Annotated in this window: 24 protein-coding genes and 3 pseudogenes; 18 read left to right on the top strand and 9 right to left on the bottom strand. The window is 69.3% G+C overall.

Going from position 1 to position 23,975, the window contains the following annotated elements:
* Nucleotides 1-29 precede the first annotated feature (29 nt).
* Entirely contained in the window at nt 30-1,376 is a 1,347-nt protein-coding gene (locus tag SSP08S_RS19630; protein ID WP_019069327.1) for an esterase-like activity of phytase family protein, read from the top strand.
* Nucleotides 1,377-1,398: 22 nt separating this feature from the next.
* Here SSP08S_RS19630 and SSP08S_RS19625 read toward each other — a convergent pair whose 3' ends face one another.
* Both SSP08S_RS19625 and xylA read right to left on the bottom strand, forming a co-directional pair.
* The gene (locus SSP08S_RS19625; RefSeq protein WP_019069326.1) at nt 1,399-1,644 is read right to left on the bottom strand and encodes a hypothetical protein; all 246 of its coding nucleotides are present in this window, start codon (nt 1,642-1,644) and stop codon (nt 1,399-1,401) included.
* 321 nt (nt 1,645-1,965) lie between these two features.
* Nucleotides 1,966-3,132: a xylose isomerase gene (xylA, locus tag SSP08S_RS19620; protein WP_019069325.1), complete on the bottom strand. Its 1,167-nt coding sequence runs from the start codon at nt 3,130-3,132 to the stop codon at nt 1,966-1,968.
* 132 nt (nt 3,133-3,264) lie between these two features.
* Here xylA and xylB point away from each other — a divergent pair, with 132 nt between their 5' ends.
* The 7 genes from xylB to exaC all read left to right on the top strand — a co-directional run bounded on the left by xylB (nt 3,265) and on the right by exaC (nt 12,501).
* On the top strand, nt 3,265-4,710 hold the full coding sequence (gene xylB, locus SSP08S_RS19615) for a xylulokinase (RefSeq protein ID WP_019069324.1): 1,446 nt from the start codon (nt 3,265-3,267) through the stop codon (nt 4,708-4,710).
* A 28-nt stretch (nt 4,711-4,738) separates the two neighbouring features.
* A complete protein-coding gene (locus tag SSP08S_RS19610) occupies nt 4,739-5,995 on the top strand; it encodes an ROK family transcriptional regulator (RefSeq protein WP_019069323.1) in 1,257 nt (418 codons plus the stop codon).
* Between the two features lie 196 nt (nt 5,996-6,191).
* Nucleotides 6,192-7,676 carry an APC family permease gene (locus tag SSP08S_RS19605; protein ID WP_019069322.1) on the top strand — a complete coding sequence of 495 codons (1,485 nt, stop codon included), beginning with the start codon at nt 6,192-6,194 and terminating at the stop codon, nt 7,674-7,676.
* A complete protein-coding gene (locus tag SSP08S_RS19600; RefSeq protein ID WP_019069321.1) occupies nt 7,673-8,686 on the top strand; it encodes an acetamidase/formamidase family protein in 1,014 nt (337 codons plus the stop codon). Before SSP08S_RS19605 ends, SSP08S_RS19600 begins: the two co-directional genes overlap by 4 nt.
* 19 nt (nt 8,687-8,705) lie before the next feature.
* Nucleotides 8,706-9,305: an N-acetylmuramoyl-L-alanine amidase gene (locus SSP08S_RS19595; RefSeq protein ID WP_019069320.1), complete on the top strand. Its 600-nt coding sequence runs from the start codon at nt 8,706-8,708 to the stop codon at nt 9,303-9,305.
* Between the two features lie 274 nt (nt 9,306-9,579).
* Nucleotides 9,580-10,857 carry a GAF domain-containing protein gene (locus SSP08S_RS19590; protein ID WP_043259550.1) on the top strand — a complete coding sequence of 426 codons (1,278 nt, stop codon included), beginning with the start codon at nt 9,580-9,582 and terminating at the stop codon, nt 10,855-10,857.
* A gap of 120 nt (nt 10,858-10,977) precedes the next feature.
* The gene (gene exaC / locus SSP08S_RS19585) at nt 10,978-12,501 is read left to right on the top strand and encodes an acetaldehyde dehydrogenase ExaC (protein ID WP_019069318.1); all 1,524 of its coding nucleotides are present in this window, start codon (nt 10,978-10,980) and stop codon (nt 12,499-12,501) included.
* 162 nt (nt 12,502-12,663) lie between these two features.
* Here the strand turns inward: exaC and SSP08S_RS55560 are convergent, their stop codons facing one another.
* Complete coding sequence (locus SSP08S_RS55560) at nt 12,664-13,110, bottom strand: site-specific integrase (RefSeq protein ID WP_245607913.1); 447 nt, start codon at nt 13,108-13,110, stop codon at nt 12,664-12,666.
* Here SSP08S_RS55560 and SSP08S_RS59410 point away from each other — a divergent pair.
* The 6 genes and pseudogenes from SSP08S_RS59410 (at nt 13,105) to SSP08S_RS19550 (ending at nt 17,641) form a co-directional block, all read left to right on the top strand.
* Nucleotides 13,105-13,455, top strand: a complete 351-nt coding sequence (locus tag SSP08S_RS59410; protein WP_019069316.1) for a DUF6262 family protein — start codon at nt 13,105-13,107, stop codon at nt 13,453-13,455. The genes SSP08S_RS55560 and SSP08S_RS59410 overlap by 6 nt on opposite strands.
* Nucleotides 13,456-13,582: 127 nt before the next feature.
* A pseudogene (locus SSP08S_RS55550) lies at nt 13,583-14,086 on the top strand (transposase); the annotation flags it as partial.
* 78 nt (nt 14,087-14,164) lie between these two features.
* Complete coding sequence (locus tag SSP08S_RS59405) at nt 14,165-14,509, top strand: DUF2750 domain-containing protein (protein WP_078532475.1); 345 nt, start codon at nt 14,165-14,167, stop codon at nt 14,507-14,509.
* Between the two features lie 475 nt (nt 14,510-14,984).
* A complete protein-coding gene (locus SSP08S_RS19560) occupies nt 14,985-15,905 on the top strand; it encodes a dioxygenase family protein (RefSeq protein ID WP_019069312.1) in 921 nt (306 codons plus the stop codon).
* 87 nt (nt 15,906-15,992) lie between these two features.
* Nucleotides 15,993-16,775, top strand: coding sequence for a fumarylacetoacetate hydrolase family protein (locus SSP08S_RS19555; protein ID WP_019069311.1), 783 nt, complete (start codon nt 15,993-15,995; stop codon nt 16,773-16,775).
* On the top strand, nt 16,772-17,641 hold the full coding sequence (locus SSP08S_RS19550; RefSeq protein WP_019069310.1) for an aldolase/citrate lyase family protein: 870 nt from the start codon (nt 16,772-16,774) through the stop codon (nt 17,639-17,641). The genes SSP08S_RS19555 and SSP08S_RS19550 overlap by 4 nt, the downstream gene beginning before the upstream one ends.
* 119 nt (nt 17,642-17,760) lie before the next feature.
* On the opposite strand, the gene SSP08S_RS19545 is transcribed toward SSP08S_RS19550, so the two are convergent.
* Both SSP08S_RS19545 and SSP08S_RS19540 read right to left on the bottom strand, forming a co-directional pair.
* A complete protein-coding gene (locus SSP08S_RS19545; RefSeq protein ID WP_019069309.1) occupies nt 17,761-18,339 on the bottom strand; it encodes an NADPH-dependent FMN reductase in 579 nt (192 codons plus the stop codon).
* Nucleotides 18,340-18,492: 153 nt separating this feature from the next.
* The gene (locus tag SSP08S_RS19540) at nt 18,493-19,092 is read right to left on the bottom strand and encodes a flavin reductase family protein (protein ID WP_019069308.1); all 600 of its coding nucleotides are present in this window, start codon (nt 19,090-19,092) and stop codon (nt 18,493-18,495) included.
* Nucleotides 19,093-19,501: 409 nt separating this feature from the next.
* Here SSP08S_RS19540 and SSP08S_RS19535 point away from each other — a divergent pair, with 409 nt between their 5' ends.
* Nucleotides 19,502-19,729 carry a hypothetical protein gene (locus tag SSP08S_RS19535; protein WP_019069307.1) on the top strand — a complete coding sequence of 76 codons (228 nt, stop codon included), beginning with the start codon at nt 19,502-19,504 and terminating at the stop codon, nt 19,727-19,729.
* A 30-nt stretch (nt 19,730-19,759) separates the two neighbouring features.
* Here SSP08S_RS19535 and SSP08S_RS19530 read toward each other — a convergent pair whose 3' ends face one another.
* Together SSP08S_RS19530 and SSP08S_RS63455 are read right to left on the bottom strand one after the other, a co-directional pair.
* Nucleotides 19,760-20,716, bottom strand: coding sequence for a maleylacetate reductase (locus tag SSP08S_RS19530; protein WP_019069306.1), 957 nt, complete (start codon nt 20,714-20,716; stop codon nt 19,760-19,762).
* A gap of 13 nt (nt 20,717-20,729) precedes the next feature.
* Nucleotides 20,730-20,954 (bottom strand): annotated as a pseudogene (locus tag SSP08S_RS63455) (dioxygenase); the annotation flags it as partial.
* Nucleotides 20,955-20,992: 38 nt separating this feature from the next.
* On the opposite strand from SSP08S_RS63455, the pseudogene SSP08S_RS19525 reads away from it, so the two are divergent.
* Nucleotides 20,993-21,169 (top strand): annotated as a pseudogene (locus SSP08S_RS19525) (3-oxoadipate CoA-transferase); the annotation flags it as partial.
* A gap of 7 nt (nt 21,170-21,176) precedes the next feature.
* Here the strand turns inward: SSP08S_RS19525 and SSP08S_RS19520 are convergent.
* Together SSP08S_RS19520 and SSP08S_RS55545 are read right to left on the bottom strand one after the other, a co-directional pair.
* Entirely contained in the window at nt 21,177-21,557 is a 381-nt protein-coding gene (locus tag SSP08S_RS19520) for a nuclear transport factor 2 family protein (RefSeq protein ID WP_019069304.1), read from the bottom strand.
* Between the two features lie 292 nt (nt 21,558-21,849).
* Nucleotides 21,850-23,100 (bottom strand): acyl-CoA dehydrogenase family protein, encoded by a 1,251-nt coding sequence (locus tag SSP08S_RS55545; RefSeq protein ID WP_019069303.1) that lies wholly within the window; start codon nt 23,098-23,100, stop codon nt 21,850-21,852.
* Between the two features lie 184 nt (nt 23,101-23,284).
* Between SSP08S_RS55545 and SSP08S_RS64205 the strand changes: the two genes are divergently transcribed.
* Both SSP08S_RS64205 and SSP08S_RS61770 read left to right on the top strand, forming a co-directional pair.
* Nucleotides 23,285-23,410: a hypothetical protein gene (locus SSP08S_RS64205; protein ID WP_019069302.1), complete on the top strand. Its 126-nt coding sequence runs from the start codon at nt 23,285-23,287 to the stop codon at nt 23,408-23,410.
* A complete protein-coding gene (locus tag SSP08S_RS61770) occupies nt 23,410-23,892 on the top strand; it encodes a VOC family protein (RefSeq protein WP_019069301.1) in 483 nt (160 codons plus the stop codon). The genes SSP08S_RS64205 and SSP08S_RS61770 overlap by 1 nt, the downstream gene beginning before the upstream one ends.
* The last annotated feature ends 83 nt before the right edge of the window (nt 23,893-23,975 follow it).

Below are 23,975 nucleotides of genomic sequence, written 5' to 3'. Positions count from 1 at the left end.
TGTCAACGAATTTGCCCTCAGGAGGCCAGATGTCCCCGCATGCCCCCGTCCGGCGCCGCGTCCGTCGTCCCGTCGCGGCGGGCGTTCCGCTCGCCGTCGCGGTCGCCCTCATGGCGGCCGGTACGGCCGCCGGAGCCCCCTCCGGGAGCGGGGCCGCCCATGTCACCCGCACGGCGACACTGGGTGACATCCCTCTCGGCGCCTTCAGCAACGCGCTGCTGCCCGGGTCGGTGGACAACGACCGGGGAGTGGATCTCGGCGGCATCGGCAGCGACATCTACCCGGCCGGCCGCAAGGGCGAGTACTGGACGATCACCGACCGCGGGCCCAACGGCCAGATCAAGGTGAGCGGGACGAAGCGCCGTACGTTCCCGGTGCCCGGTTTCGACCCGGCGATCGTGAAGATCCGTGTCTCCGGGGACACGGTGCAGGTCCTGGACGCCATCCCGATCACCACATCCTCCGGGAAGGGCGTCACGGGGCTCTCGAACCAGCAGGGACGCGACGAGGCGCCGTACTCCTACGACGCGCAGACGCCGCTGTCGTACAACCCGAACGGGCTGGACACGGAGGGCATCGTGCGGGCCGGGGACGGTTCGTTCTGGCTCGTCGACGAATACGGCCCTTCCCTGGTGCATGTCTCCGCGCGCGGGAAGGTGCTTACGCGGTACGTGCCCAAGGGGCTGCGTCTGACCGGGGCCGACTACCCGGTGGTGGAGGCGCTGCCGGCCGTCCTGTTGCACCGGAAGATCAACCGAGGCTTCGAGGGGCTCGCCCAACTGCCCGGCGGTGACCTGGTGATGGCCCTGCAGAGCCCGCTGTCGCTGCCGGACGGGGACGCCGGGAACGCGTCGCTCAACACCCGGCTGCTGCGCTTCTCCACGAAGAAGAAGGCGGTCACGGCGGAATACGCGTACCGCTTCGACCCGGTGAACGTGGTCGACCCCAGCGAGGACGACACCTCCGAGCTCAAGATCTCCTCGGTGGTCGCCGTGGGCGGCGACCGGCTCCTGGTCGAGGAGCGCACCGACAAGGCGGCCCGGCTCCAACTGGTGAGGCTGGAGCGGAAGTCGAACATCCTGGGCGGGCGCTACGACGACGACACGACGTCCCCGTCGCTGGAGCAGCTCGACGACCCCGCCGCCGCGGGTGTCCCGGTGCTGGCCAAGAAGCTGGTCGTGGACCTAGGGACCGTTTCCGGGGTGCCGCTGAAGATCGAGGGCATCGCGCGCGTGGACCACGACACGCTCGCCCTGATCAACGACAACGACTTCGGGATGACGGACGGCGCGGGCGCGTTCGACGCGCAGGGGCGACTCGTCGACAGCGGTATCGAGACGACCCTGGTGTACCTGAAGCTCCCCCATGGCATCTAGGAAGCGTCGCCTTCTGAGGGAACTAGCCGAGCAGGGACGGCAGCAGCGACTGGATGTCGCTCGGGATCTCGCTCGGCAGTTCCGAGGGGAGTTTCGACGGAAGCGCCGTCGGAAACTTGGTCGGCAGGCTGGTGGGGAGTTTCGTGGGGAGGGTCAGGGGCGGGCTCTTGCTCGAACTGCTCTCCGCCGGCTGCTTCTTGTCCGGTGAGTCGTGTCCCCCGAGGACCATCAGCGCGACGGCGACGACGGCTCCGGCCGCCACGATCACGGTGAGCAGGATGTACAGCGGTCGCGGGCGCCTACGGGGCTGCGGTTCATAGTCTCCGTAGCCCCCTCCTGATCCGTGCCCGAAGTCTCCGGGAGGTGGTCCGAAGCCGCCTCCTTGAGGCGGGGTGGCGTCCGGTGGCCCGGGCGGTCGAGGCGGTACGGGCGGCATGGCCATACCGACAAGAGTCGCCGCGCAGAGGTCATGACGCGACCCCCGCGCGGTGGTTGATACGGACTCATGCCATGGATCACATGATTCCGGAGCATTCCGCGCGGGGGTCGGTCACAACCCGGGCTTCGAGTGACGCACGCGTGCGTGCCGTCAGCCGCGTGCTCCCAGGAGGTGGTCCATGGCGAGCTGGTCGAGCTGCTCGAAGGCCATCCCGCGCTGGGCGGCGGCCTCCACGTCGAAGTCCTCGAACGCCGAGCGGTCCGCGAGCAGCGCCTTGAGGCCGTCCGCCGCGGTCTGCTGCGCCAGTTCGTCCAGACGCGAGGCGCGCAACGCCTCCTGGACCACCGGGTCGGCGCGGAAGGCGGCCGAACGCTCCTTCAGGATCAGGTAGTTGCGCATGCAGCCGGCCGCGGACGCCCACACGCCGTCGAGGTCCTCGGTACGCGGCGGCTTGAAGTCGAAGTGCTTCGGGCCGGCGTAACCGGCGCTCTCCAGGAGGTCGACCAGCCAGAAGGCGGCACGCAGGTCGCCGTTGCCGAAGCGCAGGTCCTGGTCGTACTTGATGCCGGACTGGCCGTTGAGGTCGATGTGGAAGAGCTTGCCCGCCCACAGGGCCTGGGCGATGCCGTGCGGGAAGTTGAGCCCGGCCATCTGCTCGTGGCCGACCTCGGGGTTGACGCCGTAGAGCTCGGGGCGCTCCAGGCGCTCGATGAACGCCAGGGCGTGGCCGACGGTGGGGAGCAGGATGTCGCCGCGGGGCTCGTTCGGCTTGGGCTCGATGGCGAACTTCAGGTTGTAGCCCTGGTCGGTGACGTACTCGCCGAGGAGGTCGAAGGCCTCCTTCATGCGGTCGAGCGCGACGCGTACGTCCTTGGCGGCGCCGGACTCGGCACCCTCACGGCCGCCCCAGGCGACGTAGGTCTCGGCTCCGAGTTCGACCGCGAGGTCGATGTTGCGGATCGTCTTGCGCAGGGCGTAGCGGCGTACGTCGCGGTCGTTCGCGGTGAACGCGCCGTCCTTGAAGACGGGGTGCGTGAAGAGGTTGGTGGTCGCCATCGGCACCTTCATGCCGGTCGCGTCGAGGGCCTCGCGGAAGCGCTTGATGTGCGCCTCGCGCTCAGCGTCCGAGGACCCGAAGGGGATCAGGTCGTCGTCGTGGAAGGTCACACCGTGGGCGCCCAGCTCGGACAGGCGCTGCACCGTCTCGACCGGGTCGAGGGCACGGCGGGTGGCGTCGCCGAACGGGTCCCTTCCCTGCCAGCCGACGGTCCACAGGCCGAAGGTGAACCTGTCCTCGGGGGTGGGCTGGTAGTTCATGACGCGGCTCCTTGTTGCTTCGCTCCGACTATTTCGTCATGGCGGTTTACAAATTAGTATGCCGGAGCGTCTCTGGGAAGGGACAATGTGTCTCCGGGCGGAGACACATGCCGCACACAAGGGAGAAACCCGATGTCAGCAGCCGAGGGTCCGCTCGTCGTCGGTGTGGATTCGTCCACCCAGTCCACCAAGGCACTGGTCGTCGACGTGTCCACCGGACAGATCGTCGCGAGTGGCCAGGCGCCGCACACCGTCTCCTCGGGGGCCGGCCGGGAGAGCGACCCCCGGCAGTGGTGGGACGCCCTGTGCGAGGCTCTGCGCCAGTGCGGGGACGCGGCCCACGAAGCGGCGGCCGTGTCGATCGGCGGCCAGCAGCACGGCCTGGTCACCCTGGACGCCCAGGGCGAGCCGGTACGGCCGGCCATGCTGTGGAACGACGTACGGTCGGCGCCGCAGGCCCGCCGCCTCATCGAGGAACTGGGCGGTCCTAAGGCCTGGGCGGAGCGCACCGGCAGCGTGCCGGGTGCCTCCTTCACGGTCACGAAGTGGGCCTGGCTCGCCGAGCACGAACCGGAGGCCGTGCGCGCCACCACGGCCGTACGCCTCCCCCACGACTACCTCACCGAACGGCTCACCGGACAGGGCACCACCGACCGCGGCGACGCCTCCGGCACGGGCTGGTGGGCCTCGGGGACCGAGTCGTACGACGAGGAGATCCTCCGGCATGTCGGGCTCGACCCGGCGCTGCTGCCCCGGGTGGTGCGACCGGGCGAGGTCGCCGGCACGGTGCGCGACTGCCACGACCTGCCGTTCTCCAAGGGCACCCTCGTCGCCCCCGGAACCGGCGACAACGCGGCCGCCGCACTGGGTCTCGGCCTGCGCCCCGGCGCGCCCGTGCTCAGCCTCGGCACCTCGGGCACGGTGTACGCGGTGTCGAAGCACCGCCCCGCCGACCCGTCCGGCACGGTCGCGGGCTTCGCCGACGCGCACGGCGACTGGCTGCCCCTGGCCTGCACCCTGAACTGCACCCTCGCCGTCGACCGGATCGCGGCCCTGCTCGGCCTGGACCGGGAGGCCGTGGAACCCGGCACGTCGGTCACGCTGCTCCCCTACCTGGACGGCGAGCGCACCCCGAACCTCCCCAACGCCTCAGGCCTCCTGCACGGCCTGCGCCACGACACCACCGGCGGCCAGCTCCTCCAGGCCGCCTACGACGGTGCCGTGCACGCGCTGCTGGGCGCGCTCGACCTGGTCCTCGACGAGGACGCGGACCGCACCACGCCGCTGCTGCTGATCGGCGGGGGCGCGCGGGGCACGGCCTGGCAGGAGACCGTACGGCGGCTGTCGGGGCGTCCCGTCCAGGTGCCCGAGGCGAAGGAACTGGTCGCGCTCGGCGCCGCCGCGCAGGCCGCGGGCCTGCTGACCGGCGAGGATCCGGCCGCGGTGGCCCGGCGCTGGAACACGGCCGCCGGGCCGGTGCTGGACGCCGTGGAGCGGGACGAGGCGACGTTCGCCAGGATCTCCGGGGTACTCTCCGACGCGGCTCCGCTGCTCGAACGCGACCCGAGCGGCCGTTGACGCACACCGATCAAGGACTGAGGGAGGCATGACCGCACCGCTGCACGAGGCGCACCCCGCCGGGCCCGGGCGTGCCCTGCCCGACACCCAGCAGGGCATGCGCCGCCGCAATCTCGCCCGGGTGATGCACACGGTGAGCGCCGAGGGTCCGCTCTCGCGCGCGGCCGTCGCCTCGCGCATCGGGCTGACCCGTGCGGCGGTGTCGACGCTGGTGGACGAGCTGATCCGGTCGGGGCTCCTCGAAGAGCTGGGCCCCGAGCGGCCCGGCCGGGTGGGCCGCCCCGGATCGGCGCTGGCCGTCAGCGGGCGCGGTCCGGCCGGGATCGGCGCGGAGGTCGGGGTCGACCATCTCGCCGTCTGCGCGGTCGACCTTCGCGGCGAGATACGGGCCCGGGCGGTGCGGCACGGTGTGAACCGCGGCCGTTCCCCCGAGCCGGTGCTCGCCGAACTCACCGCGCTGGTACGGCAGGTCGTCGCCGAGGCGGACGCGGAGGGCCTGTGGCCGGCCGGGCTCGCGGTCGCCGTACCCGGTCTGGTGGCCCGCGACGGCCGTACGGTCGTCCGCGCCCCGAACCTCGACTGGCACGACACGGATCTCGGCGCCCTGCTGCCCGCCGAACTCCCGCCCACGGTGGACAACGAGGCCAACTTCGGCGGGCTCGCCGAACTCTGGCTGGGCGAGACCACCCCGCGTGACTTCCTGCATGTGTCGGCCGAGATCGGTATCGGCGCGGCGGTCGTGGTGGACGGCGGACTGCTGCGCGGAACCCGGGGATTCGCGGGCGAGTTGGGGCATGTGCCGGTCCGTCCGGACGGACCGGAGTGCGCGTGCGGCGGGCGCGGATGTCTCGAGCAGTACGCGGGCGAGGAGGCGGTGCTGCGCGCCGCCGGCCTCGAGCCCGGCACGGACCGGGTCGGTCTGCTGGCCAACCGCGCCGCCGACGGCGACGAGGCGGTACGGCGTGCCCTGCACGACGCGGGTACGGCGCTCGGCATCGCGCTGACCGGCGCGGTCAATCTGCTCGATCCTCAACTGGTGGTGCTGGGCGGCGCGTTGTCCGGGCTCGCGCCCTGGCTTCTGCCGTCGCTGGAGGCCGAATTGGCGCGGCGCACCGCGGGGCCGCCCTGCCCGGTGTCGGTGTCGCTGCTGGGGCCCGAGGGTCCGCTGCTCGGGGCCGCGCACTCGGTGGTGCGGGCCGTGCTCGACGACCCGGCGGCCGTGGCCGAACGGGCCGGGGCGACCGCGACCGGACGGACTGTGGACATCGTGGCCGAACAGGCCTGAAACACAACCGACTTCACTCGGCCTTCGCTCGTTCGGGTGGCCGGGTTTTCCACAGATCCTCCGTCGTCCACGGAACCACGCCACGCCCTACTGCCCAACCCGCAAGCGCCGTACCGTGATTCACGCGAGGCGCAGCCGTCGTGACGTGACGACGGCGGGCGTGCACGGATGGACAGGTGGACGAGGGGGGATTCACGTGTCGGCGGAGACAGTTCAGGGGCTGCGGCGGGACGCCGTCGGCCTGCGCGAGGTTCTCTTCCAGAGCGTCACGGCGATGGCGCCGGCCGCCGCGGTCGCCGCGTCGATCCCGTCGGGCGCGGCCTTCGCGGGCGGCAGTCTGCCGCTGTCGGTACTGATCGCGCTGGTGGCCTGTCTGTTCACCGCGTCCTGCGTGGCGGAGCTGGCCCGGGAGTTGCCCGCCGCCGGTTCGGTGGCGACGTACGCGGCGCAGGGGCTGCATCCGGCCGTCGGCTTCCTGGTCGGCTGGGGCTATGTCTTCGTGGAGGCACTGGTCCCACCGCTGCTGCTCCTCCAGCTCGGCTTCACCACGGCGGGCACCCTGCACCAGGAGTGGTCCTCTTATCCGGAGAACCTGTGGTGGCCGTGGGCGCTCGCGGGCGCGGCGATCATCGCGGCGGCGGGCTGGTTCGGAGCGCGCGCCTCCGCCCGCTTCGGCACGGTCCTGGGCGTCTTCGAGATCCTCGTCTTCCTGGTGTTCGCCGTATGGCTGATCGGCAAGGCCGGCAGCGCCAACACCCTGTCCGTCTTCGGCACTTCGCACACCGCGAAGGACTACTCGGGCCTCGGCGGGGTCTTCGCCGGCTCGGTCTACACCGTGCTCGCGTTCGCCGGATTCGAGGCCGCGGCACCGCTCGCCGAGGAGACCCGGGACCCGCGCCGGACAATGCACCGCGCGGTGCTCGGCGCGGCCCTGGGTATCGGCCTCTTCTACGTGCTGACGACCTACGCCATGACGGTGTACTACGGCCCGGACCGCTTCGCCGGATTCGGTGCCTCCGGCGCGGCGTCCTGGGAGGGGGTGGCACGCGCGTCGTTCGGCCTGTTCTGGGTGCTGGTGTTCCTGGCCGTGGTCAACTCGACGATCGCCAACGCCAACGCGTGCGCCACCGTCTCGACCCGCACCGCCTTCGCCCTGGCCCGCATCCGGGTACTCCCCCGCGTCCTGGCCACGCTGCACCCCCGCCACCGCTCCCCCGTCGCCGGCATCGCCGTGCAGACGGTCGTCGCGGTGGGCGCCGTACTGGGCCTCGGCCTCGGCTACGACCCGGTGACCGCGTTCCTCCTGCTGGCCACGGTGATCGTCACGGTCGTCATCGCCGTCTACATCGTCGTGAACCTGGCCTGTGCGGGCTACTTCCTGCGCCGCAGACCCGAGTTGCTCAAACCGGTACGGCACCTGCTGGTGCCCCTCCTCGGGATCGTGGCATTCGTCCCGGCCCTGCTCACCGCGGCAGGTCTCCCGGTCTTCGACTTCGTCACCGAGCTGACCGCTCCCGTCTCGTACGCCGGACCGGTCGTCGGCGTCTGGATGGCGGCAGGGACCGTAGTGCTGCTGGTTCTGCTACGGCGCCACCCCGAGCGAATAGCCGAGACCGCCCGTGTCCACCTCGACGACCCCGCCCCCAGTGGTCCTCCTCAGAACGGAGCAGTACAGCCATGAACGACCCCCGGATCCTGACGGTGCGGCCCGAACCGGGCGAGTACGCCTGGACGTTCGGCGGTGCGCCGCCCGTGGCGCGCATCGCGCCCGGCACTGTCCTCGACCTGTACACGGAGGACTGCTTCGCCGGGCGGGTGCGGTCCGAGAAGGACCTGGTGTCCGAGGTGTGCGAGTTCCCGTTCCTCAACCCGCAGACCGGCCCCTTCCATGTGGAGGGCGCGGAGCCGGGCGACACGGTCGCCGTGCACTTCGTGTCGATCGAACCGGCCCGCGACTGGGCCGCCTCGACCACGGTCCCCCTCTTCGGCGCGCTCACGTCGACGCACACCACGGCGACACTGCAGCCGCCGCTTCCGGAGACCGTCTGGATCTGGCAGTTGGACCGCGCCCGCCGTACGGCGTTGTTCCGCGCGCGGGACAGCGACATCGAGATCGAGCTGCCCATGGACCCGATGCACGGCACGGTGGGCGTGGCCCCGGCCAACTTGGAGGTGCGGTCGGCGCTGGTGCCCGACGCGCACGGCGGGAACATGGACACCCCCGAGATGCGGGCCGGAGTCACCTGCTATCTCGGGGTCAACGTCGAGGGCGCGCTCCTCAGCCTCGGTGACGGGCACGCCCGGCAGGGCGAGGGCGAGACCTGTGGTGTCGCGGTCGAGTGCGCGATGAACACCGTGGTGATCGTCGAGCTGCTCAAGGGCGTCGCGACTCCCTGGCCGCGCATCGAGTCGGACACGCACATCATCTCGACGGGTTCGGCACGCCCGTTGGAGGACGCGTTCCGCATCTCCCAGCTCGACCTGGTGCGGTGGCTGGTGCGGGACTACGGGTTCAGTGAACTGGACGCCTATCAATTCGCCACCCAGGCGGTCGAATCGCCGTTGGCCAACGTGTGCGACACCAACTACACCTGCGTGGCCAAGATCCGCAAAGAGTGGCTGCCCGCGCGCGAGACTCACCGAGGGCTGCACGCGCGGTTGCGTGAGACCGCTGCGGCCCTCCGGCACTGAACGGAAAGGCAACCCGACCATGGAACGGGCAACACCGCTCCCGAGCAGGCGATGGCTCCTGAAGGGCGCCGCCCTCGCCGCCGTCCCCTACGCGTTACTCCCCGCCCCACAGGCCGACGCGCAGCCGCAGGCCGTCGACTATCCGTCGGCCGAGTGGCAGCCGGCGACCTCGTCCAACTACACGGCGTCCAGTCGCCCCGGCAGCTATCCCGTCGACTACGTGGTCATCCACGTCACCCAGGAGACGTACTCCTCGACGCTGTCCATCTTCCAGAATCCGAAGAAGAAGGTGTCCGCGCACTACCTGGTGCGGTCGGCCGACGGGCATGTGGCGCAGTGCGTCCGGGAGGCCAACATCGCCTGGCACGCGGGCAATTGGGACTACAACACCCGCAGCATCGGTATCGAGCACGAGGGCTGGGTGGATCAGCCCGCGTACTTCACCGACGCGCTCTACGAGCAGTCGGCCAGTCTCACGGCGGCGATCTGCGCGAAGTACGGGCTCCCCAAGGACCGGTCCCACATCATCGGGCACTACGAGGTGCCGGGCACCGACCACACCGATCCGGGGCCGAACTGGGACTGGACCCGCTATATAAGGCTGGTCACCTCGGTCTGACAAGGCTGGTCGCTTCGCCTGATGAGGCTGGTCGGTTCGGCCCGAGGAGGCTGGTCACTTCGGCCTGATCCGAACCGGGCCGGAGTCCGATCCGGGGCTGCTCCCCGCCTGATCCGACCGGGATGTGCCGCGTTCGGACCGGCCCGGTCGAAACGGTTGTCCGTACCCTTCCCCGGAGTGACGATGTCCGCAGGCGTTTCCCCGCCGTATCGCGGGCGTGTCACCGCTGTATCGCGGTACTCGCGACGCCGTATCGCCTTCCTGGGAGGCCGAGTTGACCGATCCATGGGTGGCCCTTGAGGCGGGGGCCGACCCTGCCGAGCGGGTGCGGGTGCTGCGCCGGGCGCACGAGACGTTCGCCGTGGCGGGCACGGTGCCGCAGCCGGTGCGCTCGGTGGTGGCGGACTCCTGGCGGCGTTCGGCACGTGCCGGTGTCGGTCCCGAGGGCACGGCCAACGTGGAGCTCACGGACGGCGACCTGGGCGTCTATCGCGCACAGCATCCGCTGGCGCGGGTGATGCCGCTGATCCGGGAGTTGATGGGCACGTTCGCCGCCGACGGCGAGCATCTGCTCGCGGTGTGCGACGCGCAGGGCAGGCTGTTGTGGGTCGAGGGGCATCCGGCGACCCGGCGGAAGGCCGGCCGGATGAACTTCGTGCCGGGTGCGCGCTGGGCGGAGAGCGCGGTCGGGACGAACGCGCCGGGTACGGCCGTCGCCGTGGACCGGCCGGTGCAGGTGTTCGCGGCCGAGCACTTCATCCGGCGGGTGCAGCCGTGGACGTGTGCGGCGGCTCCGGTGCACGATCCGCGCACCGGGCGGGTGCTCGGTGCCGTGGACATCACCGGCGGGAACGGTCTTGCCCATCCGCACAGCCTGGGTTTCGTACAGGCGGTGGCGCGCGCCGCCGAGTCCCAGTTGGCGCTGCTCGCCCCGGAGCAGACATCGGTGGACGGACCCGAGCTGACGGCGCTCGGCCGGGACGAGGCCCAACTGTGCGTCGACGGACGCAAGATGAGACTGAGCCGTCGGCACAGCGAGATCCTGGTTCTGCTGGCCCGGCATCCCGAGGGGCTGACCGGCGACGAGCTGCTGTGCGCGCTGTACGAGGACGAGTCGGTGCCGCCGGTGACACTGCGGGCCGAACTGGCCCGCCTACGCAGGCTGTTGGGACCGGGGCTGCTCGCCTCGCGCCCCTACCGGCTCACGCTGCCGGTCGAGTCCGATGTGGCGATCGTCGAACGGCGGCTGGAAGGAGGCGCGGTCACGGGAGCCGCGACGGCGTACACGGGTCCGCTGCTCCCGGGTTCGCAGGCCCCGGCGGTGGTCCGGCTCAGGGCCCGCCTCGCGGACGGGCTCCGTACGGCGCTCATCGCCCGCCGCGACCCCGACCTGCTGGCCGACTGGGCGCACGCGCCGTGGGGCGAGGACGACCTCGACGTATGGCGGGCGCTCGCGGCGATACGTCCGACGGCACCGGTGCGCTCCCGACTCGCGGCCCTGGAGTCGGAGTTGGCGGCACCGGGTCCTTGGTCCCGCGGCACGGGCCGCTGACGTGACTCGGCTGACGTACCTCACGGGAGGCACCGCAACGTACATGCAACGTCCCGCTCCCTAGCCTCGCGCCGAGAGCTGCCCAACGGCGGGCAGCGCTGCTCCGGGAGGCACACCAGCATGACCCGTTACACGGCACCCGGCACCGAGGGCGCGATCGTCTCCTATCAGGCGCGCTACGACCACTTCATCGGCGGCGAGTACGTGCCGCCGGCTCGCGGGCAGTACTTCGAGAACCCGTCACCGGTGAACGGGCAGCCGTTCACGGAGATCGCGCGCGGCACCGCGGAGGACGTGGAACGGGCGCTGGACGCGGCGCACGCCGCCGCGCCGGGCTGGGGGCGCACCTCGGTGACCGAGCGGTCCGACATCCTGCTCAAGATCGCCGACCGGATGGAGGCGCACCTGGAGCCCCTCGCGGTCGCGGAGAGCTGGGAGAACGGCAAGCCGATCCGCGAGACCCTCGCGGCCGACATCCCGCTCGCCATCGACCACTTCCGCTACTTCGCGGGGGCGATCCGGGCTCAGGAGGGTTCGCTGGGCGAGGTCGACGACGACACGGTGGCGTACCACTTCCACGAACCGCTCGGGGTCGTGGCGCAGATCATCCCGTGGAACTTCCCCATCCTGATGGCGACGTGGAAGCTGGCCCCGGCGCTCGCGGCGGGCAACGCGGTCGTCATCAAGCCCGCCGAGCAGACCCCGGCGTCCATCCACTACTGGATGAGCCTGATCGCGGACCTGCTGCCGCCGGGGGTGGTGAACATCGTCAACGGCTTCGGCGTCGAGGCGGGCAAGCCGCTGGCGTCCAGCCCGCGCGTGGCGAAGGTCGCCTTCACCGGCGAGACCACGACAGGGCGGCTGATCATGCAGTACGCCTCCGAGAACATCAAGCCGGTCACGCTGGAGCTCGGCGGCAAGTCGCCGAACATCTTCTTCGACGACGTGTCGTCGGCGAACGACGACTTCCTCGACAAGGCGCTCGAGGGCTTCACGATGTTCGCGCTCAACCAGGGCGAGGTGTGCACCTGCCCGTCCCGGGCGCTCGTCCAGCGCGGCCACTACTCCGACTTCCTCCAGGCGGCTGTCGCCCGCACGGAGTTGATCAAGCCGGGGCACCCGCTCGACACCGACACGATGATCGGCGCCCAGGCCTCCAACGACCAGCTGGAGAAGATCCTCTCCTACCTGGACATCGGCCGGCAGGAGGGCGCGAAGATCCTCACGGGCGGCGAACGACTCGACTACGACGGCGAGTTGAAGGGCGGCTACTACGTCCAGCCGACGATCTTCGAGGGCGACAACCGGATGCGGATCTTCCAGGAGGAGATCTTCGGACCGGTGGTCTCGGTGACCTCGTTCGACGACTTCGACGACGCGATCAAGGTCGCGAACGACACGCTGTACGGTCTCGGCGCCGGTGTGTGGACCCGGGACATCAACACGGCGTACCGCGCGGGCCGGGCGATCCAGGCGGGCCGGGTGTGGACCAACTGCTACCACGCGTACCCCGCACACGCGGCGTTCGGCGGCTACAAGCAGTCCGGCATCGGCCGTGAGAACCACAAGATGATGCTGGAGCACTACCAGCAGACCAAGAATCTGCTGGTGTCGTACTCGCCGAAGAAGCTAGGCTTCTTCTAGGCATACGAAAAGAGGCGCCTGACCTGGGCTTTCACCCGTCAGGCGCCTCTCTCACAGCCCGCTCTCGACCGAGCCCGGCTTGCGTGCTAACTCCCAATTCCTCCCACAGCTGTACCCGTCCTGACCAGTGCTTCCGGACCAGTCGCGGACCGAAGCCCCGGTTCAGTCCTCTGCTGCGTCACCTTGGCTGACGCGCTGCCACTCGTTCATGGACTGCTCGATGAGGCGGTTCGCCTGCTCTCGAAGACCGTCGAGGAACTTGGCATAGTGGCGGAAGAGAACCTCGATGCTCTGGCCTGCGCGGCGGGCGCATTCGGCCGGGTCCACGCCGGAGTAGAGCCAGAACGAGATCCCGGCGTGCCGGAGATCGTAAGGTCGCTTGGCCAGGTGAGAAGTGCGCTCGGTACGAGTCAGGGCGTACTCCCGGGCCCGCGCCCACGTGATGCCGTATGCGGCAGCGTCCACGTAGTTGCCAGCCTGGTTCCGGAAGAGTCGGCCGTCGGGTGCCACGTCGTACCGTTTCACATGGGCACGCAGCATGCGTACGAATTGCGGTGGGATGGGAACAGGCCGCGTCGCGCTTGCCGCGCGACGCTTGAGCGAGTGCACCTCGTGCACCTCACCGTCGTCGGTCCACTCCTTGCCAGACGTGACAACTCCCACCTGATCGTCGCCGCGGCCCGCCGGAGAGCCACGGCAACCCGCCGACGCGCGGTCGCCGCCCTGCGGCGGATGGATGCCACCGGCACCGCGATCACCTTCGGGACCGTCGCCCGCGAAGCGGGCGTCTCCCGGTCCTGGCTCTACAACCAGCCGGACCTGAGAACCGAGATCGAGCGACTTCGCGCTCGCCGCCAGTCGATCCCCGCGGCCCGGCCGGTTCCCGACCGGCAACGAGCCTCCGACGCCTCCCTTCTACGGCGGTTGGAGGCTGCCACCGAGCGCAACCGATAACTGGAGTCCGAGAACCGGGAGTTGCGCGAGGCCCTCGCCCTCGCGCTCGGGGAACGACGCACCGCCGACCTGCCGGGCCGCCACGACGACACGCCGAGAAAGAAGTCTTCCGCCGTCATCGGACCCTGCTGACGAGACCGTCGAGGACACTGTCCTCCACACAACACACCAGGTCAGGAACCTGCGAGATCGGCGGGCTCAAGATAACGCCCGTAAGCGCAGCATCGTCGTCGACACCCTCGGCTTATTACTGCTGGTCATGGTGACCGCGGCCAGCGTCTCCGACAACGAGGCCGGCAAGCAGCTGCTCAGTCAGATCGCCGCCGACCACCCCACGATATCCAAGGCGTGGGTCGATACCGGCTACAAGACCCAGGCCATCGAACACGGCGCCACCCTCGGCATCGACGTCGACGTCGTCCCGCGAAACACCCAGGTCAAGGGCTTCTCAGTGGTACCGCGACGCTGGGTGGTAGAGAGAAGTTTCGGTTGGATCATGATGCACCGGCGCCTCGCTCGCGACTACGAGGCCAAACCCGCGCACTCCGAGAGCATGATCCGTCTCGCGATGATCTCGAACCTCGCGAGACGAGCAACCGGCGAAACGCCCATAACCTGGCACAATCCATGAACTATCCCCCAATCAAACGGGACGTCCTCTAAGAACTCCTGACGAAATGGGTGTTCGGGAACGGCAGGCTCGGTGGCCATGAGTCGGAACGGTTCGCAAGCAGCGGCATTCTTCCGAAATGTCCACCAAGGCAAAGTAGTCTGGCTTGTCCGGGATGGCGACGGAAGTCCGACTCACCTCTCCTCGGACGGCAGGCGAAGTCTCCCCTTCTGGTCGACCTCGCTCCGCACCCAGAGGGCAGCGAAGATCTGGGGGCATGAGCTCCGCGTTGAGTCCATGCCCTTGGACACCTGGTGCAATCGCGTACTGCCCGATGCCGGCCGAGATGGACTCGTGATCGGCATCAACTGGAGCGGGCCGCGCCTGGTCGGCTGGAGCTTCACCGCCAAGGAAGTTCTCAACCGGCTAGCGGCGGCTAACTAGCCGACGGCATCGGGCATCAGAGCGCACAGTCGCCGCCAGCAGATGAGTACGCATCCGAGGATGAGGAAGACACCTCACGACATGCTCTTGCCGGACGCCCGCGTCACCGGTGCCGCCTGGGCACACGAGCCGGCGACAGCGGCGCCACACGTCTCACAAATCATCAGGGCGCAAGATCAGCAGGCACCTAAAGATCCTGCCGACACGACTCCCAACCGCCAAGCCCCACAACATATTTGATTCTGAAATGATCAGTTACTCGGTGCTGCCCAGGCGGTGCTTCCCTCTGTCGTCGCGAGTAGTTCTGGCTTCTCCCCCTTCGGTGGCGCACTGCTGGGTCTGGTGCTTCATCCAGGTCGCGGCGCCTCGATGTTCACTGGATGAACAGGGGCGTTGTAGGAGCAGACCGGCCTCCGGATACTCGTGTGACTGCTTGCCGCGGGTCGGCAGCCGACCGTGACGAGGGGACGCCGACGTGATCATCCTGGACGAAAGCCAGCTCACCGCGGCGGTGCTTGCCGAGACAGAGCGGGCCGGAGACCCGCGGGTCAAGGAGATCACCCAGGCGCTGGTACGCCATCTGCACGGCTTCGCTCGCGAAGTACGGTTGACCGAAAAGGAGTTCGACACCGCCATCAACATCGTGACCAGGCTCGGCCGGCTCACCACGCCCAGCCACAACGAAGTCAGGCTGATGGCGGGTTCGTTGGGTCTGTCGACGCTGGTTTCCCTGATGAACAACGGCACCGAGGACAGTCCGACCTCTGCGAACCTGCTCGGCCCGTTCTGGCGCCAGGGCAGCCCGACCATGAACAACGGCGAGTCGATCGTCCGCTCGCCGACCGAGGGACCACCGCTGTTCTTCACTGGCCGGATCGTCGGCACCGAGGGAAACGCGGTCGCCGGCGCGGAAGTCGACATCTGGCACGCATCACCAGCCGGCTTGTACGAGAACCAGGACCCCGAGCAGGCCGAGTGGAATCTGCGCGGCAAGTTCTTCAGCGACGAGGAAGGTGTGTTCGCCTTCCGCAGCATCAGGCCTTCCGGTTACCCGATACCGATGGACGGGCCCGTGGGCGATCTCCTGACCGCGCTCAACCGCCATCCCTTCCGGCCGGCCCACCTCCACGCGCTGATCCACAAACCGGGCTACAAGACGATCGCCTCCCAGCTCTACAGCCACGACGACCCCATCCTGGAGACCGACGCGCAGTTCGGCGTCGTACAGAATCTCGTCGGCATCTATACGCGCCACGAGAACGAGCCGGCACCGGATCCGGACGTGACCGAAGCCTGGTACAGCCTCGAGTTCACCTTCGTCGTCGAGCCGGGTGAGGCCTGGCTGCCGACGCCGCCCGTGTCGGCCAAGCGCGACACCGAGCCGGACAGCGCGTGACGTGACCGCGCCGTCACCGGGGCCGGTGCATGCCCTGTTCCACCCGAACGCCGCACGAGGACACTTCGCACCCGCGGGAGGAAACCGGTGATCACCGAAGCAGAACGTCGCGCAGCCGCGGCTGCCCTCATGCAGGCCGACCGTGATCGTCAGCCGATCACCCAGCTCAGCCTGACCTATCCCGATCTCGAGATCGTCGACGCCTATGCCATTCAGCAACTCTGGGCCGCCGAGCGTGTGGCGGCCGGAGCTCGGCTCGTCGGGCACAAGATCGGACTGACGTCTCGTGCCATGCAGATGGCCTCGCAGATGACAGAACCCGACTACGGCTTCCTCACCGACGACATGGTCGTGGGCGACGGCGCCTGCCTCGACGCGAGCCGGTACACGAAGCCCAGGCTGGAGGTCGAGCTCGCGTTCGTGCTCGGCGCGGATCTGTATGGGCCGAACCTGCGCGTTCACGACGTCCTGCGGGCGACGGAGTACATCGTCCCCGCGCTGGAGATAATCGATTACCGCACCGAGGTGCCGCGCTCGATCACCGACACCATCGCGGACAACGCCGCCGCCGCGGCGATGGTCGTCGGTGGGCGGGTCGTGCGCCCGATGGACGTCGATGTCCGGTGGGTGGCTGCGACGTTGGCGAAGAACGGGGTGATCGAGGAGTCCGGGGTCTCGGCCGCCGTCATGGGACACCCGGCGGCAGGCATCGCCTGGCTCGGCAACAAGCTCGCCGCGGTCGGCCGGCATCTTGAAGCGGGTCAGCTGCTGCTGTCGGGCTCGTTCACCCGGCCCGTCTCGGTCGAACCGAACACCGTCATCCACGCCGACTTCGGCCCGCTGGGCTCGATCGGGGTGTCGTTCCGGTGACCGTGCACAACCCGTCGGTCGGCGCATCGCGGCCCGCACCGGGCCAGTGGCCCCTGCCGCCGAACGCGTTCAAGGCGGCGCTTGCCCGAGGCCAGCAGATGATCGGCATGTGGTGCTCGCTGGCAGACCCGTACCCGGCCGAGATCGTCGCCGGCGCCGGCTTCGACTGGCTGCTTCTCGACACCGAACACTCGCACGCCGATGTCGCGACGGTGCTCTCACAACTCCAGGCCGTCGCCCCCTACCCCTGCTCGCCCGTGGTGCGTCCCCCGGTCAACGATCCCGTCGTGATCAAGCGGCTCCTGGATGTCGGCGCGCAGTCGCTGCTGATTCCGCAGGTCGAGTCGGCCGAAGAAGCGCGCGACGCCGTCGCCGCGACCCGTTACGCCCCCACCGGCGTCCGCGGCGTGTCGGCATTGACCAGAGCCACCCGCTTCGGTCGGGTCAACGACTACGCCGAACTGGCACACACCGAACTGTGCGTGCTCATCCAGGTGGAATCACGGCACGCCCTGGAGCAGATCGGGCAGATCGCGTCCGTCGATGGCGTGGACGGGATCTTCATCGGCCCCAGCGACCTGGCCGCCAGCCTCGGTCACCCCGGAGACCTCAACGCACCGAGTGTCATCGAGGCGGTGGAGGGGGCCATCGGGCGCGTGCGATCAGCGGGCAAACCGGCCGGCGTCCTGACGACCAACCCCGCGTTCGCGCGACGGTGCATCGATCTCGGGAGCACGTTCACCGCCGTCGGCGTGGACGTAGGCCTGCTGGCACGCGGCGCCGACGCCCTCGCCCAGGCTTTCCGGCAACAGGCCGCGACGGCTGCCGCGCCTGCCACCGCGAGCGGGGACCCGGGGACCCGGTGAGAGGGAAGCGGATGAGTCCCAGCCCGGTGAGTTCACTGTGCGGCCTGCCCAGTTGGCGGGGCCCCGGGCGGCTGCCAGGCCGGCGAGAACGCCTTGCGTGACTGCGCGACTGGCGCAGGTCACGCCTTCGTGGTCGAGCGCAGTGCGCGCAAGGCCGCCTCTACGCGGACGAGTTCGTCAAGCATCGCTGTCGCGGATCCGGTCATGACGTCGTTCGCAACCAAGCCCTCTTCCTCGTCGATGAGTTGGTGCACGAAGGGAATCGACACCGACTCGACGACCGGTGTCATCTTCAAGGTGGTCAGGACCTGCTTGATCATCTGCGCGGCACGGGTGCCGGCCGAGACACCCCCGTAGCTGACCAGGCCGACCGGCTTGTACTGCCACTCGCGGTGCAGGTAGTCGATGGCGTTCTTCAACTCGGCGTTGTAGCCGAAGTTGTACTCCGGCATCACGAACACGAAGGCGTCCGCCTCCGCGACCTTGGCGCTCCAGTCACGGGTGTGCTGGTGGGTGTACGTACCCAGGCGCGGGTGGTGCGGCTCGTTCATGAACGGCAGGTCGACCTCCGCCAGGTCCAACAGCTCGATGTCGTCGAATCCGCCGTGTTCCTTGGCGTGGTTCTCGAACCACTCACCGAGGGTGCGGCCGATCCGGCCCGGCCGCGTGCTCGCGATGATGATCTTCAGCTTGGCCATGGGAAGTTCTCTGCTCCTTTGATACGGGACGCGGGGTGCGGCGACATGTGGGTCTGTTACCGCGTGGATCGTCATGACGGAGCTCCTGATCTCGGCGGAGATCCGACTGACTTGGGCTCTGGCGCGGTGGGGGTGTACCGAGATGCGATCGCGCTAGTGCGCGGCCGGGACCAACCGGGACAGCTCGCTCAGCTGATGCCAGGTCCGGTTGTGGTAAACCAGCGGACCCGAGGCGTCACTTCGGGCGTCGGCGCCCGTCGGCGCATGGTGCGCGTGGGTGGCGTTGACGACCACGAGCGTCGAAGCCCCGGCCGCGCAGGTGGCCGCGATCCTGCCCCGGATGCTTACCGGAGCCGCGACGAAATGCGGCTCGCCGGTCGGCAGCCGGGTCCAGGCGGTGGTGTCCGCGAAGCGGTCCGCTCCGCTCGTCGCGCAAAGACGTGCGAGGTCGACCTGTCCGGCCCCCAGTAGGTGTACGACCACGGACGACGACTCCAGGATCGTCGACGTCGACGAAGAGAGGGTCGAGGCGGAGAACACGAGAAGAGGGGGTGTTGCGCTCACCGATATCACCGATGTCGCGGTCAGGGCGACCGGGCCTCGGCCGGCGTCAGCGGTCACTACCGCTACGCCGCCCGCATGGTTCCGGAACGCCTCGCGGAAATCGTCGGGCGACAGCCCCGGCTCCAGGGAAAGATCGTCGATCAGCGCGACGTGCTCTCGCGCCTGCTTGAAATTGGTGAGTTCGGACATCGGCGGCGTCTCCAGTCAACATCGACGAAACGATGTATTCATGGAACCCGAAGGTCCGACCTGCCCTCTTGCCCGATCTCACCAAATTGCCCTTTGCCGATTGCGCCGACGAACCAACGTCTCGACGAGCGACTTGTTGCGGGTCGACGCGGCAGAACCTGTGTCCGGGCCGATGACGGCCGCGCGGCTCGACGAGGCGCCCGGTTCGAGTTGACGAGGCCTGATCTCCGGCCGAGCGGTTCCTCCGTGCGCTTGACGCGACAGACGACGGTCTTCTTCGCCACGAACACGGCGCGAGTCACGTCCTGCGGTCGGCAGTTGGGATCGCAGGCACGCCCGCAACGTCTCGTGCAGCACGCGCGGTGTATCTCCGCTTCCGCTCAGCTTGTTTCATGGTGTGGGGCTCGGTGTGGCCGGGCTCGACCTGTTCGCGCGGGTGATACGGATCGCCCTCGTGGGCGGCGGGCTGCAGTTCCGGGTGGACTTGTTGAAGACGCGGTTTGCGGGCCGGCCGCCGCGGCATCTCCACGTCCAGCTCATCGGCAAGGTGCTGGCGGGCGAATTCGCCATCGGCGTCCGCCACAGTCTCGGCTGTGGACGCGATGGCCTTGTTCGCGCATGCCGGCTTCGGACGTGATCCGGCTGCACCATTGGGGCGGGCGTGTTCTCAGGCGGTCGGGGGTTGTCCGGACCAGGCGGCGCGCAGGAGACGGCCGAGGCCGTCCGCGGTCACCTCACGGGGGTTGGCGTAGGGGTTGGCCAGCGTGACCTGGACGATCCGGTCGATGGCGCTCTCGGCCATGCCGAGCTCCCTCAGGGATCGCGGGGCGCCGAGCCGGCCGGCGAGGTCCCACAGGTGGGTGGCCGGGTCGGCGGGGGTGCCCAGGGCGCGGCCTAGCGCGGCCACCGCCTTGGGCGCCGTGCCCTGGTTGTGGGCGAGGGCGTGCGGGAGGACCACGGAGTGGGTGGGGGCGTGCGGCAGGTCGAGGGTGCCGCCGAGGGCGTGGCAGAGCTTGTGGTGCAGGGACATGGTGGTGGCCCCGAGGCAGGCGCCGCACAGCCAGGCGCCGTACTGGGCCTGGGCGCGGGCGTCGAGGTCGGTGCCGTCGGCCACGAGGTCCGGGAGTGCGACGGCCAGCGCCCGTACGCCTTCCTCGGCCATCAGGTCGACGATGGGGGAGGCGTCCGGGGCGTACAGGGCCTCGACCGCGTGCGCGACGGCGTTCATGCCGCTGGTCACGGAGACGGCCGGGGGCAGGGTCACGGTTAGCGCGGGGTCGTACAGCACGGAGACCGGCAGGACGCATGGATCGCGGCCGGTGCGCTTGACGCCGTTCTCGGTCACACCCCACACGGGCGTCATCTCGGACCCGGCGTAGGTCGTCGGGACGGCGATGACCGGCAGGCCGTAGCGGAGGGCGACGATTTTCCCGAGGCCGATCGCCGAGCCGCCGCCGACGGCGACGCAGCCGTCCGCGTTCACCAATTTCGCGCGTCGTTGGGACTCGGCCGCCGACTCGGCGGGCACGTGCATACGGGCGTGGGGGTGGATGTCCACGGCGCGGGGACCGATGAGACCGGCGACCGTCGCGGCGAGCTCCCGCTGTCCGGGCGAGCACAGCACGCACGTCGGAGAGCAGGATGAACTCCTGACGGGTGGGATCACATTTGTGCCCGACGGCGGTGAGGTAGTCCACCGCGTACTCCCACTCCTGGATCGTGGGGCGCAACTCACGGACGTAGCCGTGCAGATGGCGCACGAGCCCTTGGAGCAGTTCACGCAGCCGAGGGTCCGGGGTGTCACGGAAACTGTCCACGGCGGCGGCCGTTATCGCCTTCGCCGCTTCGTCGGTTCCGGGCATGGCATACCTCCAGTGGCGGCGGGCGATCGAGGAAACGGATCCCGGTGGACGAACTGGCCCCCGTCATCGCACGTGCCGTCCCGGCCGGCTCCGGGGTGGTGCCGCACACCGAGAACGGCACGCTCAACACAGGACCGAAGGCCGAGGGCGACGCGGTCGACCCCGACCTGACCAACGCCGGCAAAGTCTCGGTGACCGAACTGCCCACGGCGGCGTGCTTGGTCAGGCGCCGTCGTTCTTCGGGATGAGCACCTGCAGCTCCGTGATCAGCCCGTCCTCGTCGACGGTCACGCGCTCGATGCCACTCTGGGATCCGAGTCGGCCGTCGGCGGCGCGCCACGCGGCTATGAAGCGGACCTCGTTCGTTCCGTCGTCGAGCACCGTGGTGGTCCACACATGCTTGCTGTCGGCCATGTCCGAGTAGAGGTTTCGGTAGAACTCCGTGATGTCGGCCAGACCGGTCACCGGAGGGAGTTCACCGAACTGCACAGTGGCCTTGGGCGCGAACACCGCCTCGAGCTGCGTCAGTGCTTCGGGCTCGTGCACCGCGCGGTCGACGGTCGTCATGTAGCGGTCCACCACTGTCTCGATCGTACGAGTCATTGCTTTTCTCTTTCTGGTGAGGTGTCGGCCCATCAGGGCTTTGTCCAGCTTGGCGCCGACCCGGGGGGAAGGCCGCGCGGATCAAGGGGCTACCGGGTGCCGAACAGTGGCGCGCGATGCCGTTCGCTTCCTGCGGTCGCCGGGGCGGCCGTAGACGTGATTGCCACCGGCGACGGGAGCCGATCTCGCGGCGGCGTCACCGCGACTGCCGGGTGAGCACACGCCAGGGGCTCCACCGCATGGTCAGCCCAACTGCCGTGCCCCGACGGCAGGTCGGAATGGCTCGTCGGCCCTAGATGGTGTTCAGGTCCAGCCCGAAGTGGGCCCTCGCCGTCGTCATGGTGATGACGGGCACGTGCTCCGCGATCTGCGCCTTCGACATCTGCGTCACCAGGAAGTAGTCCTGCAGCGGCAGCCCCTTCCGCGCCACCGAGGAGCCCACCGAGCGGAACAGCAGTTCAGTGGCCTCGTGGGACAGCCGACACGACGCGTACAGCACGTTGCCGAGGGCAACCCAGTCCTCGAAGGTCGGGTGGTCACCGCTCGCCCAACGCTCGCCCAGCCGCTCGTAGTCGCGTGCCGCTGTGAGAAGGACGGCCTGCGCGGCGTCGATCGTCGCCCGTGCCTGGCCCCAGATCCTCTGGCTCTCTTCGTGCTTGTACCGCTCGACCAGCGGCGGGTACAGGCGCTTCTTGGTCAGGATGGTCTCTTCGTAGGCGTCTAGTGCCGCCCACGCCGCTCCGACCTGGACAGCCGCGAGCGAGGCCGGATACAGCGGCTGGATCTGGCCCAGGTACAGGGGGTTGCCGGTGGAACGGGTGCCGTGCGTGCCGTCGGGGAAGTTCGAGTATCCCCACTCGAACAGGGGAGACACGTTCTCGGCCGGGATGACGACGTCCTCCACGACGACCGTGTTCGACCCGCTCGCGCCGAGGGCCATCGTGGCGTGCGCTCCCCAGTCGTCCCGGACGGAGTAGTCGCCGCGTGGGAGGAGAGCCACGGCCGGGACGGGGTCACTGCCCTCGGCCAGGATGATCGTGCTCACCATCGCGTGGGTCGAGTACGGGACACCGGACGAGTACGGCCACTCCCCCGTGAGGCGGTATCCGCCTTCCGTGGGGACGAGCGCTCCTCGGGGGGTGGCGGAGTGCGGCGCGATGAAGACACCGTCCTCGCCGAAGGCCTCCCGCACCACCTCCTCCGGGAAGTGCGCGACCAAGGGGACCGTGTGACCGGTCCCCAGGGTCAGGCACCAGCCGATGCCGGGGTCGCCGCGCGAGATCTCGATCATCGTCCGGTAGTACGTCTCCAGGCCGAACTCGTACCCGCCGTACTTCCGCGGCTGCACGAGGCGGTAGAAGCCGGCGTCCTCGAACGCCTTGTGGAGCTCGGCCGAGTACCTGCCCTCCTCCGCTGCTTTCACGCGATTCTCGCGAAGAGTCGGGCGCATCGCCGCGGCACGGGCGATGACCTCCTGCGGGGTGAGGTCCGGCTCCGGTACCCGGAGATCGCCGATCACAGCGGTTGTGTCGTTCGACGACATCGTCGTTCCCTTCGTCCGCTCCTTCTCACCCGGCCTCGTTGCCGTGGGATGAGGAGTGGATCGAGTCAAACCCCCCGCACCCGCGCGTCGCTTGCCCCGATACGCCAAATCCGGCGCAGCGGATTGCCCCAGGGAGGCAAGCGAAATCGGCGCGCGCGGAACGAGCATGAGAAGCGGCTGCTCGATGAACGCGCAGTCCTACGACGAAACGACGGAAGAGTTGGTGGCGATGGTCGACGAAGACTTTTCGTACCCACTGGCGGATCGGGCAGCGAGCCTGCGCGAGCCGGCCGAAGAAGGGCGCTTCTGATGGCGAGTGTCCAGCACCTGGCCGTACGCGTCTCGGACATCGAGCGCTCCACGAGGTTCTACGTCGAGACATTCGGCGGTAAGAAAGTCCTCCACCCGTACCACACCGGCAAGCAGATGACCGAGATCATCTTCGGCCTGAAGGACACCGACTACCGGATCGGATTCATCGAGCTGCCCGACGGCTTCGGCCTCGAACTGTTCCAGTTCCTCCCCGATCGCCACCCTACGATCGGGGTGCCGCAGCCGGAGGCGTCGTTCATGCACTTCGCCATCGCCGTCGACGACGTCGAGGCCACGTTGGCGCGTGCAGTGGCGAACGGCGGGGAGAGCTTCGGCGATCCGGCCGGGTGGGCTCCGAGCGACCCCGCGAAATACGCCTACGTCAAGGACCCGGACGGCAACATCCTCGAAGTGAACGACACCACGTGGGAGCGCATCCTGCACTCCGCGATCGAGCTGTACCCGGAGGCCGAGCAGTAGCATGGGCTGAATCGAAGGGAGGGGCGGAGCACCGTCCCCGCCCTTCCCGCCGGCGCCGCCCCTTCAGCGGGATGCGCGCAGAG

The sequence above is a fragment of the Streptomyces hokutonensis genome (genome assembly GCF_000376565.1).
GTDB lineage: Bacteria > Actinomycetota > Actinomycetes > Streptomycetales > Streptomycetaceae > Streptomyces > Streptomyces hokutonensis.
Note: the sequence above shows the minus strand (reverse complement) of the source record. Positions and strands in the feature narration are given on the sequence as shown.